13 protein-coding genes are annotated in these 17,771 nt (G+C 62.1%); 5 read left to right on the top strand and 8 right to left on the bottom strand.

Annotation, left to right across the window (positions count from 1 at the left end; translation table 11 throughout):
- Positions 1 to 113: 113 nt before the first annotated feature.
- Entirely contained in the window at positions 114 to 1,109 is a 996-nt protein-coding gene (locus tag NE851_RS14770; protein WP_047613877.1) for a transporter, read from the top strand.
- A 295-nt stretch (positions 1,110 to 1,404) separates the two neighbouring features.
- Here NE851_RS14770 and NE851_RS14765 read toward each other — a convergent pair whose 3' ends face one another.
- Both NE851_RS14765 and NE851_RS14760 read right to left on the bottom strand, forming a co-directional pair.
- The gene (locus NE851_RS14765; protein WP_028757704.1) at positions 1,405 to 1,875 is read right to left on the bottom strand and encodes a BA14K family protein; all 471 of its coding nucleotides are present in this window, start codon (positions 1,873 to 1,875) and stop codon (positions 1,405 to 1,407) included.
- A 146-nt stretch (positions 1,876 to 2,021) separates the two neighbouring features.
- The gene (locus NE851_RS14760; RefSeq protein WP_028756678.1) at positions 2,022 to 3,266 is read right to left on the bottom strand and encodes an aromatic ring-hydroxylating oxygenase subunit alpha; all 1,245 of its coding nucleotides are present in this window, start codon (positions 3,264 to 3,266) and stop codon (positions 2,022 to 2,024) included.
- Between the two features lie 440 nt (positions 3,267 to 3,706).
- On the opposite strand from NE851_RS14760, the gene NE851_RS14755 reads away from it, so the two are divergent.
- The 3 genes from NE851_RS14755 to NE851_RS14745 all read left to right on the top strand — a co-directional run bounded on the left by NE851_RS14755 (position 3,707) and on the right by NE851_RS14745 (position 6,851).
- On the top strand, positions 3,707 to 4,315 hold the full coding sequence (locus NE851_RS14755) for a DUF6656 family protein (RefSeq protein WP_028756679.1): 609 nt from the start codon (positions 3,707 to 3,709) through the stop codon (positions 4,313 to 4,315).
- A gap of 62 nt (positions 4,316 to 4,377) precedes the next feature.
- Positions 4,378 to 5,352: an L-threonylcarbamoyladenylate synthase gene (locus tag NE851_RS14750; protein WP_097595275.1), complete on the top strand. Its 975-nt coding sequence runs from the start codon at positions 4,378 to 4,380 to the stop codon at positions 5,350 to 5,352.
- Between the two features lie 62 nt (positions 5,353 to 5,414).
- Positions 5,415 to 6,851, top strand: a complete 1,437-nt coding sequence (locus NE851_RS14745) for an FAD-binding oxidoreductase (RefSeq protein ID WP_097595276.1) — start codon at positions 5,415 to 5,417, stop codon at positions 6,849 to 6,851.
- Positions 6,852 to 6,968: 117 nt separating this feature from the next.
- Here NE851_RS14745 and NE851_RS14740 read toward each other — a convergent pair whose 3' ends face one another.
- The gene (locus NE851_RS14740; RefSeq protein WP_047613871.1) at positions 6,969 to 10,298 is read right to left on the bottom strand and encodes a DUF1217 domain-containing protein; all 3,330 of its coding nucleotides are present in this window, start codon (positions 10,296 to 10,298) and stop codon (positions 6,969 to 6,971) included.
- A gap of 301 nt (positions 10,299 to 10,599) precedes the next feature.
- Here NE851_RS14740 and NE851_RS14735 point away from each other — a divergent pair, with 301 nt between their 5' ends.
- Positions 10,600 to 11,166: a DUF6101 family protein gene (locus NE851_RS14735; protein ID WP_028756683.1), complete on the top strand. Its 567-nt coding sequence runs from the start codon at positions 10,600 to 10,602 to the stop codon at positions 11,164 to 11,166.
- Between the two features lie 95 nt (positions 11,167 to 11,261).
- Here NE851_RS14735 and ubiA read toward each other — a convergent pair whose 3' ends face one another.
- The 5 genes from ubiA to NE851_RS14710 form a co-directional block, all read right to left on the bottom strand.
- Positions 11,262 to 12,221 (bottom strand): 4-hydroxybenzoate octaprenyltransferase, encoded by a 960-nt coding sequence (ubiA, locus tag NE851_RS14730; RefSeq protein WP_028756697.1) that lies wholly within the window; start codon positions 12,219 to 12,221, stop codon positions 11,262 to 11,264.
- 159 nt (positions 12,222 to 12,380) lie between these two features.
- Complete coding sequence (locus NE851_RS14725; RefSeq protein ID WP_254961227.1) at positions 12,381 to 13,193, bottom strand: MipA/OmpV family protein; 813 nt, start codon at positions 13,191 to 13,193, stop codon at positions 12,381 to 12,383.
- A 111-nt stretch (positions 13,194 to 13,304) separates the two neighbouring features.
- A complete protein-coding gene (locus NE851_RS14720) occupies positions 13,305 to 13,886 on the bottom strand; it encodes a histidine phosphatase family protein (protein ID WP_028756695.1) in 582 nt (193 codons plus the stop codon).
- A gap of 64 nt (positions 13,887 to 13,950) precedes the next feature.
- Complete coding sequence (locus tag NE851_RS14715) at positions 13,951 to 15,210, bottom strand: cyclopropane fatty acid synthase (RefSeq protein ID WP_028756694.1); 1,260 nt, start codon at positions 15,208 to 15,210, stop codon at positions 13,951 to 13,953.
- A 133-nt stretch (positions 15,211 to 15,343) separates the two neighbouring features.
- Positions 15,344 to 17,653, bottom strand: a complete 2,310-nt coding sequence (locus tag NE851_RS14710; RefSeq protein WP_254961226.1) for a Tex family protein — start codon at positions 17,651 to 17,653, stop codon at positions 15,344 to 15,346.
- Between the last annotated feature and the right edge of the window lie 118 nt (positions 17,654 to 17,771).

Genomic DNA, 17,771 nt, shown 5'->3' with positions numbered 1-17,771 from the left:
TGCCATGTGATAGTTTGCCCGAACATGGCGCTTGGCTCTTGCACCCTTGCGCAAATGAACGTCATGAAGACACTTTAAAGAACGATATCGCCTTCGCAAAGGATCGGCGACCAATGGATACATTGCCCGTCACCATACCCGGTTTCGTCTGGGCCTATCGTTTCTCGCCCGACGAAAAGACCGCGGTGCGACTGAACAACAGTGCGACGGTGGCGGAACTGACCGCCGACAACTGCTTCTACTGGCTGCACCTCAACCTCGTCGACGCCCGGGTGCCGGCCTTGCTCGAAACCCTGGACGGGTTGACGGAGGATGCGAAATCGGCGCTGACGACGCGGGATACGCATGCGGCCATCACCGTCGACGAGCAGATGCTCTATGGCACGCTCGTCGATTGCCAGCGCGATTTCGCCCAGGACACCAACAATCTCGGCTGGCTGCATTTCGCCATGTCCGATCGCTTCATCGTCACCACGCGGCTGCAGCCGCTGCGCAGCGTCGAACGGGCGCGGGCGCTGATCGAGAAGAACCCGGGCAAATTTTCGCGGCCGGTCGATCTGTTCGAACTGCTGGTGATCGAATTCCAGCGCACGCTGATTACGATCGTCATCGAACTCACCGAAGAGCTGAACCAGATCGAGGATATCGTCTACGACAACGCGCCGCGCGACGAACGCCGGCGCTTAGCGCCTGTGCGGCGAACCGTGGTCAGGCTGCATCGGCATCTGCGCACGGTGCTGGCGCTGATGCGCCGTGCGGCGGCGGCCGACGACGACGAGATGCCCTTCGGCTTCGACGATGTGGCGCGGCGCCTGACCAGCCGGCTGGAAACGGTCGACCACGATATCTATGCGCTGCAGGACCGGGCGCGCCTGCTGCACGAAGAAATCGATTCGAAACAATCCTCCGAAACCAATCGCCACCTCTATCTGCTGTCGATCATGACGGCCTTCCTGCTGCCGCCGACCCTGGTGACCGGTTTCTTCGGCATGAACACCGCCAACCTGCCCTTCGCCGTCGGCGACTACGGCACCGAATACGCCGTCGCCCTGATCGTCGCGTCCATTGCGTTTGCCTGGTGGCTGCTGCGGCGGGTGGATATTCTTTGAGGCGGAAGCGTTTGGCGTGACTGGCGGGGGAAGCTTGGGTTCGCTATCCATCACACGTCGCGGAACTTGCCACAGAGCTCGCCCCACCCTCCGTCATCCTCGGGCCTCACCCGAGGATCCATGTGGGCCTCCATCAGCAGCGGGCACGGATCCTCGGCTCAAGGCCGAGGATGACGGAGGGTGGGGGAACGCTCCAGCCAAACTCGCCGCCGATGCAGCGAATGGCGCGGTGTTACGACTACCACATCACACCGCATTGACACGGAGCGATCGAAAGCGCGGCGCGCTTCCTGCCTCAATACGGCGAATAGCACTGCTGGCGCGGGCCGTTATAGGGCTGGAACGTATTGTCGTAGGCGCGATAGGACCTATAGCGGTTGGCGCACCAGGCGACGTGGCTTGAACCCATGCGGGGCGCGGGCTCGACGTAACGCGGCTGGGCGACGATGGCGCCGCCGATGACTGCGCCGGCGCCGAAGGCGGCGAGCGGATACCAGTAGCCGTTATAATGGCGATAGCCCGGGCGATAATAGGAATATCCGCGATAGCCGCCGTAGTAGCCGGGCCGGTAATAGGCGCCGGGGCGATAGCCGGGCCGGTAATAATCGCGGCGATAATAACGGCGGTACTGGACGTCCTCGACCGCCGAGGATTTTTCCACCTGCGGAGCGGTCGGCATCTGGATGGCCTGCGACGGCGCAAAGCCCGTCAGAACGACGGCGGCGGCCAGAACTGCGGTTGCAATCTTGTTTCTCAGCCCGATCATTGTTTTCTCCCATTCAACAGCGAGCACCGCCTGCCTAGCAACGCTTTTGCCCCTGAATGGTTCCAAAAGCCGCCGGGACCGGCAGCTTCCTTTTAGAGAATCCGAACTGAACCGGACATTAACCGCCCGGCTCAGCCAGTGTGCGTTCAGGCAACGGCCGAGATTTTCGCCTGGTCGCCCTGCAGGCGGTTCACCATGAAGTTCGAATACCATTCGAGGAACTGCATGACGCCGCCTTCATGCAGCGACGAATAGGGGCCGGGCTCATAGGCGGGCGAGTGAATGCCGAAGGCGTTTTCCTCGACGATCCGGCGATCCTGGTCGTTGGTCTCGGTCCAGACGTGGGTCAGTTCCTCGAGATTGTAATCCACGCCTTCGACGGCGTCCTTGTGGACGAGCCACTTGGTCGTCACCGCCGTCTCGTTGGCGCTGAGCGGCAGCACGCGGAAGGAGATGGCGTGGTCACCGAGCAGGTGGTTCCAGGTCGTCGGGTAGTGGAAGAGCAGCATGGTGCCGATATGGCTGATCGAGATATCGTCGGCGAGCGGGCGCTTGACGGCGCGCTTGCCCGACATGGTGTAGCTTTCGGCATCTTCGATCAGCGGCATGCGGGCGGTGCGGAACTGGCCGTCCGGCGAAATCTGGAACTTGCTCGGCAGGCCGGCAGCCTCGCAGCGCGCCCAATGGCCGGCGATCTCCGGATCGTCGGCGCCGCCATCCGTGCCGGTGACACTCGGGGCTTCGGGATAGGTGCGGCAGAGTTCGGGATGATTGGCGGCGCAGTGATAGCACTCGCGGTTGTTTTCCCAGACGAGCTTCCAGTTGCCCTTCTCGATGATCGTGCTCTGGAAGGCGACCTTGCTCTCGCTGATCCGGTGCGGCGCGACATAGGGTTCGATCTTGTCGCGCACCGGCTGGAAATCCGGGGCGGTGTTGGCAAGGCAGATGAAGACATAGCCTGCGACGACTTCGCAATGGACGGGTTTCAGATTGAAGCCGGTCTTGTCGAAATCATCGCCCATGTGGCGGGCGAAGGCGAGCTTGCCTTCGAGATCATAGGTCCACTGATGGTAGGGGCAGACGAGCCGCACGGAGGAGCCGTGCTCCTTGGTGCAGACGCGCGAGCCGCGATGGCGACAGCTGTTGTGGAAGGCGCGGATGACATTGTCTTTGCCGCGGACGATGACGACGGGATAGCTGCCGATCTGGACGGTGAAATAGGCGCCCGGCTTCGGCAGTTCGCAATCATGGCCGATGAACAGCCAGTCGCGATAATAGATCATCTCCATGTCGAGCTGGAAATAATCCTCGTCTATGTAGAACGGCTGTTCGAGGCTGAAGCCCTCACGGCGGCTCTTGAGCTGACGCAAAACGTTGCTGCGAATATCCATCTTCATGTCCTCGTGCACCCGGTTGCCACCCTCGAACAGAGGGCTGGCGGAAGCGCGCCCGCTTCCTTCTCCTTCGGGAGAATTGTTCATGGCGCCATTTAATCACCGAGCATGGTTGCCGCTTGGTTGTAATGCGACATCGGCTTCGAAATTGACGACAGGATGCGGCAAGGCTTGAAGCGGCTCATCCCGGTCGATCACATCGCCCGACTCTCATCGCCCGACTCTCATCGTCCGACTCTCCGGGCAATTATCCTCAATTGCGACATGGCGTAAAGAGCCGTCACGCAAGAGGTCGGCTGCCTGACATCGATCGCCGTCGCATTTGCGACATCTGCCGGCGCCTGCCGGTCAGCCGGCCACCGGGTCATTTTTAACATCGCCTTAAGCATACCGTCCTATCCTTCTAACGATTACCGACCGACCGAAGAACGCGAACCATGGCCAAACTCCGTTATTTCGACGCGAAAGATGCGAGCAGATCGCAGGAGCCGCAGCTGATTGCCGCGCATTCCGAATTCTTGCGCACCGGCCGCATCCCCCGCGACCGGCGCCACTGGCTGGCAGAGGAAAAGCGCTATCTCACCCATGATGAGGTCGCCGCAAAGACCGCGCGCAAGCTGCAGGTGGCCGGCGAGAAGACGCATCAGCACATCAACGGCTTTCACCACTCGATCCAGTTTCCGAAGATGATCTTCCACCGGACGCTGGAGGACAGCCCGCATCTCGGCTATTGCCACGTCACCGCCTCGCGGACGAAATTCGCCCATTACGAGGACGTGAGCTGGGCTTTCTACATCGCCAATTTCTATTCCGACATCGGCGAGAACGACAATTTCTTCGAGCGCATCGATGTCGGCTATTCCCGCATGTATTTCGCCGTCGCCATCAAACCGGGCGAGAACTCCACGGAAAAGATGACCATCGACCGGTCGGTGCGCGGCAACGGCTTGCTCTTCCGCACCCATGATCCGCAGGCAGCGATCCGCAACATCCTCCTGCTCGGCGCCCGCAACGAACAGCTGCGCGAAATCATCCGGCAGCTATAAGGCGATTGATCGCCGCCGACGGAAAGCCTAATGACTGCCGGGGCTAATTTATCGGGCAGGACATGGCGCGCATAATCGACATAAAGGCAGACAGGCAGGCAGCGATCGAAGCGGCCTCAGCCGCTCTTGCCGACGGCTTTGCCATCGCCATCCCGACCGAGACCGTCTACGGCCTTGCAGCCGATGCCACCAATCCTGTCGCCATCACCCGCATCTACGAGACAAAGGGACGGCCGCGTTTCAACCCGCTGATCTGCCATATGGCCGATCTGGCGATGGCCGAAAAACATGCCGAATTCGACCCGCTCTCGCGGGCGCTCGCTGCGGCCTTCTGGCCCGGGCCGCTGACGCTGGTGCTGCCGCTGAAGCCTGATAGTCCGATCCATTCGCTGGCGACCGCCGGGCTCGACAGCGTCGGCGTCCGTGTGCCGGAAGGGTTTGCCGGCGCGTTGATCGCCGCCTTCGGACGGCCGCTCGCAGCCCCCAGCGCCAATACGTCGGGCGGGATCAGCGCCACGAGTGCGGCCCATGTCGACGCCGATCTCGGCGCGCGGATCCCGTTGATCCTCGATGCGGGCCCAAGTGCCGTCGGCGTCGAATCGACGATCGTCAAGGCAGAGGGCGGCCGGCTGCGGCTGCTTCGCCCGGGTGGACTGGCGGCGCGCGAGATCGAGCGCGTCGCGGGCCAGCCGCTGCTGCGTGCGAAAGCGGCCTCGGCGGCGATCGAGGCGCCGGGCATGCTCGCCTCGCATTACGCGCCGGGCGCTTCGGTGCGCCTCAATGCGACGGCGGTGGAACCCGGCGAAGCGCTGATCGCCTTCGGCAGCGCGGCGGTCTCCGGCGCCAACGGCGCGCGGATCGTCCTTGACCTCAGCCCGCGCGGCGATCTCGCCGAGGCGGCGGCCAATCTTTTCGACTACATGAAGCGGGCCGATGCCACCGGAGCATCGAGCATCGCCTTTTCGCCGATTCCCGAAGAGGGGCTCGGCGAAGCGATCAACGACCGCCTGCAGCGGGCAGCCGCACCCCGCGACTGAAAGACCTGGATTGGCCCGGACGATCGCTTTGCGGTCGCCTTGAGAATGGAGGATCGAGCCCGATGAGCAGCCCCAGCATTTCCACCGAACTGCTCGACCGCTTCGTCGCCATCGTCGGCGAAAAATACGCGCTTCGCGGCGAGGCCGACCTGGCGCCGCATCTGATCGAAAACCGCGGGCTCTATCGCGGCTCCTCCCCTCTCCTCCTGAAGCCCGGCTCGGTCGAGGAAGTCTCTGATATCATGAAGCTTGCGACCGCGACCGGAACGGCGATCGTGCCGCAGACCGGCAATACCGGCCTCGTCGGCGGCCAGACGCCGCGTGCCGGCAAGTGCGATATCATTCTGTCGCTCGAGCGCATGAACAGGATCCGCGATGTCGATCCGGTGGCGAACGTGCTGGTCGCCGATGGCGGCGCCATCCTGGCCGAGGTGCAGAAGGCAGCCGAGGCGCATGGGCGGCTGTTTCCGCTGTCGCTCGGCTCCGAGGGCTCCTGCCGCATCGGCGGCAATCTATCCACCAATGCCGGCGGCACGGCCGTGCTTGCCTATGGCAATATGCGGCAGCTCTGCCTCGGCCTCGAAGTGGTGCTGCCGACCGGCGAAATCTGGGACGGCTTGCGCCGCCTGAAGAAGGATAATACCGGCTACGATCTGCGCGATCTCTTCATCGGCGCCGAAGGCACGCTCGGCATCATCACCGGCGCCGTGCTGAAGCTCTTCCCGCAGCCGCTCGGCCATCAGGTGGCGTTTGCCGGCCTGAATTCGGTCGAGGATGCGCTTGCCCTCTTCAACCTGGCCTCCAGCCTCTGCGGCACCTCGCTCACCGGTTTCGAGCTGATGCCGCGTTTCGGCGTCGAGATCACCACGCGCCATATCGAGGGCGTGCGCGATCCGCTGGATGCCGCCTATCCCTGGTACGTGCTCATCGACATTTCGACCTCGGACTCGGCCGAGACGGCGGAGCGGATGATGAACGGCGTGCTGGAACAGGGGTTTGGGGCCGGGCTGGTGCTGGATGCCGCAATCGCCGCCTCCCTGGCGCAGCAGAAGGCGATCTGGCACATGCGCGAGAGCATGTCGGATGCCCAGAAGCCGGAAGGCGGGTCGATCAAGCACGATGTCTCCGTGCCGGTGTCGAGGATCCCGCATTTCATGGCCGAGGCCGCAGAAGCGGTGATGGCGGCGATGCCGGGCGCCCGCATCTGCGCCTTCGGCCATATGGGCGACGGCAATATCCATTACAATATTTCCCAGCCGGTCGGCGCCGACAAGGCCGCCTTCATCGCCCGCTGGCGCGAAATGAACCATATCGTGCATGGGCTGGTGCTCGCCCATGGCGGCTCGATCTCGGCCGAGCACGGCATCGGTCAGCTGAAGCGCGACGAACTGGCGGCAATCCGCCCAGTGATCGAAATCGAGCTGATGCGCCGCATCAAGCGCGCCTTCGACCCCGCCAATATCATGAACCCGGACAAGGTCGTCAGCCTCGAGCCGTGAGGTCGACGAGACCGGCCCTCATCCGGCTGCCGCCATCGACCGGGGTCGACCCCGGTAAGGTTAGGGTGAGGGGCAGCCATTTGCGCCACTGCCCGCTTTCCTGAAATTACCTTAGATTTACTGCGTGCCGCCGCCGGTCAGGATCTGCAGTGCCGGCGACTGCTGGGTGGCGTTCTGGACGTCGTACATCGCGGTGAACCGCCGCAGCAGCTTGTCGACCTTCTTCGGATCCTGGAGATCCTCGAGCTTGACGAAGCGGTTGATGAGATCGGCCTGCTTGGTGACGTCCATGCCCGAAATCTGCGACGGCAGGCTGTAGGCCGTGGTGATGACCTGATAGAGCGCCTTGTCGCCGAGGATCGAATAGATCGAGGTGATGCTCGGGGCCTTGCGGCTGAAATAGAGCGCCAGGCGAACGCCGTCGTTGGATTCGCCCTCCTGGGTTTCCATCGTCTGCTGGACATAGAGCTCCTGGGTGTGCTCCTCGGCCGCCTTGTTCTGGATGGTGCCCATCTTGGCACGGGTCAGATTGCCGTCCTTGTCGAAGTTGAAGGCGGCGACGATGTCCTTGAAACGAGCATCGGCGGTGGCGTTGAGATAGCTCTTCTTGTCGTCGGGATCGGAGGTGAAAATCTTCTTCAGCGTCGCCTTGTCGTAATCCTTCGGGTCAAGATTGTTCGCTTTCAGCACCAGGTCGGTCAGGCGGCTGTCGTCGAGGAAATCGTCGAGCGACTTCACCTTCGCCATGCCCTTGGCGAAATAGTCGACCTCAGCCGTCGCGTCCTTCGCCGCCTTGTCCTTCACCGGACCGTCCTTCATCAGCATGGTGATATGCGATCTGTAGTCGGTGGCGTATTTGGCCATGGTCGCGTCGGGCAGTGCCTGGAAGGGTGATGCCGCCTTGCCGTCGGGGCCAAAATTGAAGGCGCGGGCAAGGTTGGTGATGCGTTCATCCTTGAGCGAGGCGACATAGCCATTCGGGTCGTAGGCATCGCTCGTCAGGATCTTGCGCATCATCGAGCGCGAGACCTCCTGGTCGGTCAGACCGAAGGCCTGCAGCGCCACATGGAAGAGATCCGGCAGGTTGTCGTTGCCCTTGCTGAAATCGGCCGACGAATTGCTGCGCAGGAAATCATTGACGCTGGTGACGTCGGAGAAATTCAGCAGGCTGCTGCTGTCGGCCATAAGCTTCTGGTAGTTGGATAGGACCTCGTCGATCGCCTCGTCACGTTCGTCATCGTAGCGCGCCGCATAATTGTCGTTGGTGGTCTGCGCCTGATCGGCCGTCTGGGCCGAGGTGGCGACGGGAAGCGAGCCGTCGGCGGCGAAATTGAAGTCGGCATTGAGATCGGCATGGCCGGCTGCGGCAGCGGCCGTCGCATCGGTCAGGATGCTCTTCAGATCGGCGTCCGAAATATTGAACGGCAGATTGTAGGTGCTCTTCAGGAAATTGGTAATGGCGCTGTCGGCAAGCAGCTCATCGACATTGCTGATCGTCGACATCCTGGCGGAATAATCATCCGTGCGCGCCGAGGCGGCAAATTTCGTGCTGCTGATCTGGGACGCCGTCTGCGCAGCCATGCCGTCCTCGAGCGTGCCGTCCGCCTTGAAATTGAAGGCGGCGGCAACGTCGGCATAGGTGCCGGTGCCGCTCTGATCGGTCAGGATAGCGCGAAGAGCGACATCGTTGACCGTCGACGGGATGCCGTAGGCGTTGCGCACGAAATTGTTCAGCTTCTGGTCGGTCAGCAACTGGTCGACGTTCGAGATGCCGGCGATGGTCGACTGGTAGTAGACTGCCGCATTGTCGGCCTTGCTGGTGGTGCTGGCGCTTTGCGTCGCCGTCTGCGAGGCGTAAAGGGTCGCGATCGAACCGTCCGATTTGAAATTGAAGAGGTCGTGAACGTCGCTGTAGCCCTGGGCGCTGGCAGCCGTGCGGTCGACGAGGAAAGTCCTCAACGTCGCGTCGGAGACGCTGTCTGCGATCTGCATGCTGTTTCTGAGATAGCTGACCGAAACCGCATCCGACATGATGTCGTCGACATTGGTGACGCTGCCGATCATGCTGTTGAAGTGCGCTGCATTCGCCGCCGACTTGTCGGTGGTCGATTTCCGCTGCGCCGCAGTCTGGATCACGGAACCGTTGATTGAGCCGTCCGCCTGGAAGTTGAAGTCGGCATTGAGATCGGCATGGCCCTGGGCCGCGGCATAGGTGGAATCGGTCAGGATGTTCTTCAGGTCGGCATTGCTGAAACTCGTGCCGAGACCGTAGGCATCCTTGATGTAGCGCGCCAGCACACTATCGGCCAGCAGGGCGTCGACATTGGTGATGCTGCTCGACTGCGATGTGACGGAATAATAGTTGGTCGTGCTCGATGCGGCCGCCTTCAGATTGTTTGACTGATCGACCGACTGGACGCGCGCCGTGCTCGAGGCCGACCCGTCAGCCTTGAAGTTGAAAGCATTGTAGACATTGGTAAAGCCCATCAGCTGTGCATAACTGGGATCGGTCAGCACCGTGCGCAGCGCGGCCGCGGTGAAGTCGGCGCCCATGCTGTAGGCCGTCGTGATGTAGGAAGTCAGGCGCTTGTCGGCGACCAGATCGTCGACATTGGTGATCGTGCCGATCTTCGCCGTGTAATAGGCCTTGTTGTAGTCCGCCGCCGTCTGACCGACGTAATAGACGTCCGAGCCGACCGAATTGTCGATGATGACGGATTGGGAATTCAGGGTGTAGGACTCGATGACCGAGGCCTTTTGCGCGGCGGTCTGCGCCGTGCCGTTGACGGTGCCGTCGGCATTGAAGCTGAACTGGGCGGCAAGCGCCTTGTACTTGTCGCCGCCTTGGGTGTTGACGACGCTCGTGGGGTCGCTGAGATCGCTCGTCAGCACCTGCCGCAGAAAAGTCGTCGACGCGTAGGTCGGATCGATGTTGAACGTCTTCAGCACATAGGTGCGCAGCCGGGTGTTGTTAACAAGGTCGTCGACGCTCTGCACGCTATCGATATTGTTGCTGTAATAGGTGCTCTCGGCGGCCGCGGCCTTGTCGGCATCGATGAAGGACTGCTTGTAGAGGCCGATCAGGTCGTCTTCCTGTGCGTCCGTCTGCACATCCTTGGCCGGCGCGTTGAAATTGAAGGCGGCGGCGAACTCGCGGTAACGCGTATCGGAAAGCTTGTTGGCGTAGCTGTCGGGGTCGGTGAGATCGCTTTCGAGCACCTTCTTCATGAAGGCCTTGGCATAGGTCATGTCCTCGAGACCATAGGCCTTCATCGCATAGCTGTAGAGCTTGTAGTCGCCGAGGAAGTCGTCGACGTTTTCGACCTTGTTGATATGGTCGGCGTAGTACTGAGCATCCTTCTTGACCGTCGCCTGCGACGCAACCTTGTTGAGGCTGGACGTCATATCCCGCGACAGGATCGTATATGCGAGGGAAGCCGAGATCATGAAAAGCGCCCTTTTCACCCAAAATTTCTAAAAGAACGACGAACTGCTGGTGAGCACATTTTGCCATGGAAAGCTTACCTGAGGCTTACCTCTGGATGCATCGTTTCAGGACATCGCACCGTTCACCTTCCGGAAACCTTGCCGGATTCGGTTTTGATAACCATCAGAGGAGGCAAAGTTTTCTTAACCGCAATTTTTAAGCTGTACGGAAGGGCGGGTGCCTATTGTCGGCCATAGAGGACGAAAAGTCCCAAGGAGAAGACCGGAAATCGGCTCTCAGGTAAGACAAGGGTAGAATGAAATGAACAATCCCGTTATGAAGCCCGCTTGGGCTGGCACGACGTTACGCCTCGATCCGTCCCGCTTTCCCCAGCAGGTCAGCTATGCCATCCATGATTGTTCGGATGACGTCAGTATCACGATAGACGAACGCGGCGCGGTCCTGCGCAAGGTCCTGCCCTCCAGCGGCCTGCCGCTCTCGATTGCGCTGCCAAAGCGCGTCTTCCAAGGTGTCGCCGCCCGCGCCATCGACCATGGCGACGGCGAAGTCACCGTGACGCTCGAGCTTCACCACGCCGATCCGGAGCTCTGCATTCCGCTGCTCGTCGCCCATGATCTCAGCGACATCGCCGCCGACTGGCGCAACTGGTCCGAAGCCTTCCGCATCCCGATGCTGATGGTCGAAGCCGACGGCGTCGCGCGTCCGCTCGAAGAGCATATCGGCGCCTTGCGCACCAGCGACATCAAGCCCCGCCGCCGTCATTCCTACTTCGCCAATCGCCGCCCGCGCTTCCTCGTGCGCCGCACCACCGGCCGGCTGGGTGTCGCGATGAAGATCGAAGGTAAGGAAATCATCGCCCGCAACTGAACAAAAACGCGACAATTCCATTCGGGAACGTCGCTTCGGAACCATTTTGAAACCCGGCGCCCGCGCCGGGTTTATCGTTTCATGCATCGTCCCATTCAGGGAATGGCGAAGAGCAGCGAGACGAAGAGGCCGAAGAAGATGATCAGGCCGACGCGGTTGTTCGATTTGAAGAGCGCCAGGCATTGGGCGGCATCGTCGATATCGAGCCGGACGATCTGCCAGGCGAACATGCCGGCGGCGCCGAGCAAAGCCAGAAACGCGATGAGATTGGCGTCGGCGAGCAGAAAAGCGATGAACATCAGCACCAGCGTCAGCCCATAAAGGCCGATCAGCCATTGCCGCGTCCTGTCGCCGAACAGCCGCGCGGTGGAGCGGACGCCGATCAGCTCGTCATCCTCCTTATCCTGATGCGCATAGATCGTGTCGTAACCGATCGTCCAGGCGACGGAGGCGGCATAAAGCAGGACGGCAGCGAAGGAGAGACCGCCGAAAATGCCGGCCCAGCCCATCAATGCGCCCCAGGAAAAGGCAAGTCCCAGGTAGAATTGCGGCCAGTCGGTGAAACGTTTGGCGAAGGGATAAAGCGCCACGATGCCGAGCGAGAGCACGCCGAGAAAAACGGTAAACCAGTTGAACTGCAAGAGCACGAAGAGGCCGACCAGCGCCTGCAGGCCGATGAAGATCTTCGCCCGGCGGCGGGTGACGCGGCCGGAGGGGAGCGGACGCGACCGCGTGCGCGCCACTTCCATGTCGATCTCGTGGTCGACGAGATCATTATAGGTGCAGCCGGCGCCGCGCATGGCGACCGCGCCGATGAAATAGAGAAACAGGTGAGACACCAGCACGCTGCCGGAGTAGATCCCCTCGCCGATCGCCGCATTGGCGGCAAGGGTCGCCGACCAGAAGCACGGCCACATCAAGAGCTGCCAGCCGATCGGGCGATCCCAGCGCGCAAGCTGCGCATAGGGCCAGAGCCATGCCGGCAGGATCCGGTAGACCCAGTTATCGGAAGGTGCGTCGGAAACGCGGTCGTGGAAGTCGCCAGTATCGTGCATGCCGCTCATCTAGCGGCGGGCCGCCGATCCGGTCAAGAAGCGATCATTGCGCTGCTGCTCGCCATTCCCTCGACCGGAATCGATCCGGGGGTGAAATTATCCGGCGATTCAAAGCGTTACGGCGTCGTTGCGCGCCTGAACGACGCGCAGTGCCGTCCTTCACTGCAGAGAGAAATTGAACTTGTAGGTCGCTGAAACGCCGATCAGCAGCTGGTTCTTCGAGCCGCGTTCGCGCACGAGGCTGCTGTCGGCGGCGGGACCGGCCAGCCGCTTATATTCGAGGAAGGAACTTGCCTGGAGGTTTTCCGTCGCCTTCCAGGTGAGCGCCGTGCCGGCGCCATAGGACTGGATGCCCGACGAGGGCTTATAGGGATCAAGCCCGCTTGCCGCCGCCTGCCTGGCGTTGACGCCGTAATAGGCGTCGTAATAGCCGCTGGTGGCGAAGGTCGCGCGCGGGCCGCCTGATAGCTGCAGGGCGGGCGCGATATCGGTGAAGGCATCGACGGCGAGATCGGCGACGACGCCGTCATGCGCGCGGATGCCCTGACGGACTTCGGCACGGGCGCGCAGGAAATCGGTCGGGTAGACTTCGACAAAACCACCGGCTTCGGCGCCCCATTTGACCTTCTTCATGCCCTTCAGCTCGTTGCCGTCGCCGTCATCGCGCGACGGGACGAACCTGCCGACGATACCGGCGCGGAAGGCGCCTTTGTCGATGAGGGCGAAGGAAGGATTGTCGTTGCGCGAGGAAAAGCGCGGCCCGGCGCCCTGGCGGCCGACCGAGATCAGCGGGCTGAATTTGAATTCATTATGCGACGAGCCTTCGAATTTCGGCGCGGAGAAGCCGGCAACGCCGACGCTCAGATACCAGTCGCCGGACCAGAAGTGCTGGCCGCTTTCCTGCGCGGCTGCCGAACCATAAGAAAAAAGGGCAATGGCCAAAGAGATCGATACGACTGATCGATGAAACACGTCCGCACTCCAGAAAACGCAAAACAAAAGCCGCGGAGGCGGCGCTCACTCCATTTATCCGGATCTCGTTACCCCAATGTTAACCACGGCAACGAGGGAGGCGATCGTACACTAGCGCTGGTTCCAGCGGCGGATGACCGGTTCCGTCAGGTCGTGCTCATAGCCGAGCACGCTGATGCTGGTCGTATCGAGAGAGAAATACGCCCCGCCTTCCGGCGGCAGGCCGAGCCAGCGGGCGGCGAGCACGCGCAGGAAATGCGAGCTCGAGAAGATCAGGATGGTGCTTGCCGCTTCGCGAAGCGCATGGATGACGGCGTCTGCGCGGGCGCCGACATCGGCGGCGAATTCGCCATTCGGGCAACCGTCGCGAAACAGTTGCCAGCCGGGGCGGTCGGCAAGGATCGCCTTGGTCGTGATGCCTTCATAGGCGCCGTAGTCCCATTCGGCGAGTTCCTCCTTGATCACCGCGCCCGAGCCGAATCCGGCGAGCATGCAGGTCTTGCGGGCCCGCGCGGACGGGCTCGACCAGACGGCGGAGAAGGAGAGGCCCGCCAGCCGGCCGGCGAGTTTGCGGGCAGCCTCCTCGCCATTCGCCGTCAGGGGAATATCGCTGCGTCCGGTATGGCGCCCGGACAGGCTCCATTCGGTTTCACCGTGGCGGACCAGGTAGATCTCGGGAAACGCACTGCTCATCCGCACGTCCTTTCATGATAGCCGGTCCCTCGACGAAGGTCCTGCGGGCCACGGCACTTCGGGATCAGAACGCCACCTTCTCAAGCGGCGCACGCCTCGCCTCGAATTCCTTCAGCTTGGCCTCGTTGCGCGCGATGTAACTGCGGTTGTCGGGAACGGCGAACTGGTTCTTGGCGAGCTGGATCTGCAGAATGAAGAGCTCGTCCCAGCGGAAACCCATTTCGGAACCCGCCAGGTAGAATTCCCACATGCGGAAGAACTGCTCGTCGTAAAGCGCCACCGCTTCGGCCTTGCGCGCCACGAAACGCTCGCGCCAATGGCGCAGCGTATAGGCATAATGCATCGGCAGGATTTCGATATCCTTGACCAGCAGCCCGGCCTTTTCGAGCGGCGGCACCACCTCGCCGACCGAAGGGATGTAGCCGCCCGGGAAGATATATTTCTCGATGAAGGCATTGGTGCCGAAGCTCGGCTTCGGGCGGGCGATCGAATGCAGCACCATGACGCCGTTATCGTCGAGGAGATCTGATACCTTGCGGAAGAAATTGCCGTAATTGCCGATGCCGACATGTTCGAACATGCCGACCGAGACGATGCGGTCGAACTTCCTGCCCGTCATGGTGCGGTAGTCCTGCAGCTCGAAACGCACGCGATCGGAAAGACCGCGCTTTTCGGCGCGGGCGCGCGAGACCTTGAGCTGTTCTTCGCTCAGCGTAATGCCGGTGAAATCGGCGCCTTCGGTCGCCTCCGTCAGATACATGCCCATGCCGCCCCAGCCGGAGCCGATCTCCAGGATGCGCTGGTTCGGTTCAAGCAGAAGCTTGGCGGCGATATGGCGTTTCTTGGCGAGTTGCGCCTCGTCGAGACCGATGCCCGGCGGTTCGAAATAGGCGCAGGAATATTGCCAGTCCTCGTCGAGGAAAAGATCGAAGAGCTTGGCCGACAGGTCGTAGTGATGGGCGACGTTGTGCTTGTTGCGATTGACCGGCACGCGGCTCTTCAGCTGCTGCCAGGCGATGCGGCCGAGGAGCAGTGCCGCCATCTTGAAATCGAAGATTTCGTTGGTGGTGTTCTGTTTCACCAGCGACAGGAAATCGTAGATGTTGCCCTGTTCGAGAATGAACCGGCCTTGCATGTACATTTCGCCGAGCTTCATGGTCGGGTCGCGCCGGATGGCGTCCTCGGCCTCCTGATCGGCAAGGCGGGCGACAACGGTTTCACCCGTGCCGTCGCCGATAGTGTGGGTCTCGCCATTGGCAAGGGTAAGCTTCAATGAACCCTTGCGGATGATTTGCTGGACGATCGAAAGGAAAGCCGACGCCATGGACGCCTCGCAAATGTGACAGGATGGTCACATCAACTTAGTAGCTCTCTTTCGCCTTACAAGCGCCGGATTTAGCACTCCGTTCAGAACGCTGCCAAACTGTTGCATTTTTGCCGAAACACCGGCTAAACCCTTATTTTCTCTTCATGGCTTCGGCAAGTGCCGCGCCGAAGGCGCCCTGGCTCTCCGGCTTGGCAGGCGCCGGCCGGCGCTCGTTCTGCGGCCGGGAGCCCTGGTTGCCGCGAGAATCACCACGCGGCGGCGGTGCGGCAGAACCGTCATCGCGTTTCATCGACAGAGCGATGCGCTTGCGCTTCGCGTCGACTTCGACGACCCGCACCTTGACGACATCGCCCGCCTTGACGACCTCGTGGGGATTCTTGACGAAGCGATCGGCAAGCTGGGACACATGCACCAGACCATCCTGGTGCACGCCGATATCGACGAAGGCGCCGAAGGCGGCGACATTGGTCACCGTGCCTTCCAGCACCATGCCGGGCTTCAGGTCGGAGATTTCGTTGACGCCCTCGGCAAAGGTCGCGGTCTTGAAGCTCGGACGAGGGTCGCGGCCGGGTTTTTCCAGCTCGGCGATGATGTCTTTGACCGTCGGCAGACCGAATTTCTCATCGATGAACTGGCGCGGATCGACCGATTTCAACACGGCGCTGTCGCCCATCAGCGCACGCAGGTCGCGGCCACAGGCGGCGACGATCTTCTTGGCGACGCCATAGGCCTCCGGGTGCACCGAGGAGGAATCGAGCGGCTCCTTGCCGTTGGGAATGCGCAGGAAGCCGGCGCATTGCTCGAAGGTGCGGCCGCCGAGGCGGGCGACCTTCAGGAGATCCTTTCGCGTCTCGAAACGGCCTTCGCTGTCGCGGTGGCGAACGATGGCATCGGCGATCGACGGGCCGAGGCCGGAAACGCGCGACAGCAGCGGTGCAGACGCGGTGTTGAGATCGACACCGACGGCGTTCACCGCGTCTTCCACCACGGCATCGAGCGAACGTGACAGCTTCTGCTGGTCGACGTCGTGCTGATACTGGCCGACGCCGATCGACTTCGGCTCGATCTTGACGAGTTCGGCCAGCGGATCCTGCAGGCGCCGCGCGATGGAGACGGCGCCGCGCAGCGACACGTCGAGATCGGGAAACTCGGCCGCCGCGGTCGCCGAGGCGGAGTAGACCGAGGCGCCGGCTTCCGAGACGATGACCTTGGTCGGCTTCGGCGCCGGCAACTCGGCCAGCATATCGGCCACCAGTTTTTCCGTTTCGCGGCTGCCGGTGCCGTTGCCGATCGAGATCAGTTCGACATTGTGCTTGCGGATCAGCGATGCGAGCTCGACCTGAGCGCCGCGCACGTCGTTCCTCGGCTGGAAGGGATAGACGGTCGATGTCGCCACCACCTTGCCGGTGCCGTCGACGACGGCGACCTTGACGCCGGTGCGGATGCCAGGATCGAGGCCCATCGTCGCGCGCGAGCCGGCGGGTGCTGCCAAAAGCAGATCCTTGAGATTGCGGGCGAAGACATGGATCGCCTCCTCTTCGGCTCTTTCGCGCAATTCCCGCATCAGGTCGAGCGACAGCGACATGGAGAGCTTGACGCGCCAGGTCCAGCTTGCGACCTCCATCAGCCAGCGATCGCCGGGGCGGCTCGCACCGATCTCATAGGCGGCCGCGATCATGCGTTCGACCGGCTTGTTCGGCGAGGCGGTCTCGGCGTCGGCCTCGATCGTCAGCGTCAGCACCTCCTCGTTCCAGCCGCGCAGCATGGCGAGCGCGCGGTGTCCCGGCGCGGTCGCCCAGCGTTCGGAATGATCGAAATAATCGGAAAACTTCTCGCCGGTCGCCTGCTTGCCGTCGACGACCCTCGCCTTCAGCAGCGAGGCCTGGCGCATGTGGGCGCGCAATCTGCCGAGCAGGTCGGCATTTTCGGCAATGCCTTCGGCGATGATGTCGCGCGCGCCTTCGAGCGCCGTCTTCACATCCGCCACGTCTGCTGTGAGGAAGCCTTCGGCCAGGACCGCCGGCTCGCTGGTGCGCTCAGTGAGGATTGCCTCGGCAAGCGGGCCGAGGCCGCGTTCGCGGGCGATTTCGGCGCGGGTACGGCGCTTCGGCTTATAGGGGAGATAGAGATCCTCGAGCTCGGCCTTGGTTACGGCGCCTGAGACCTTGGCCATCAGCTCGTCGGTCATCTTGCCCTGGCCGGTGATCGATTCGACGATCGCGTCGCGCCGGGCTTCGAGTTCGCGCAGATAGACCAGCCGCTCGGCGAGATTGCGCAACTGCGTATCGTCGAGCCCGCCCGTCACTTCCTTGCGGTAGCGGGCGATGAAGGGCACGGTGGCGCCTTCGTCGAGCAGCTCGATGGCGGCTTTGGCCTGGTCGGGCCGGGCGTTGATTTCGGCGGAGATGCGGGCTGCGAGGAAACGGAGGTCTGCGGCCATGGGGTTCCTGGGATTTCCTGTTTCGACTGAGGTGGCGGGACCATAGCGGCGAAAAGCGGCAAGGCAATGTTGGAGTTATCAGGCAGACGCCGATCCACAGGATAAGCATGCCGGAAAG

It is taken from the genome of Rhizobium anhuiense bv. trifolii (genome assembly GCF_024346605.1).
GTDB classification, from domain to species: domain Bacteria; phylum Pseudomonadota; class Alphaproteobacteria; order Rhizobiales; family Rhizobiaceae; genus Rhizobium; species Rhizobium anhuiense.
The sequence above is the reverse complement of the archived record's forward strand: the minus strand, read 5'-3'. Positions and strand labels throughout refer to the sequence as shown.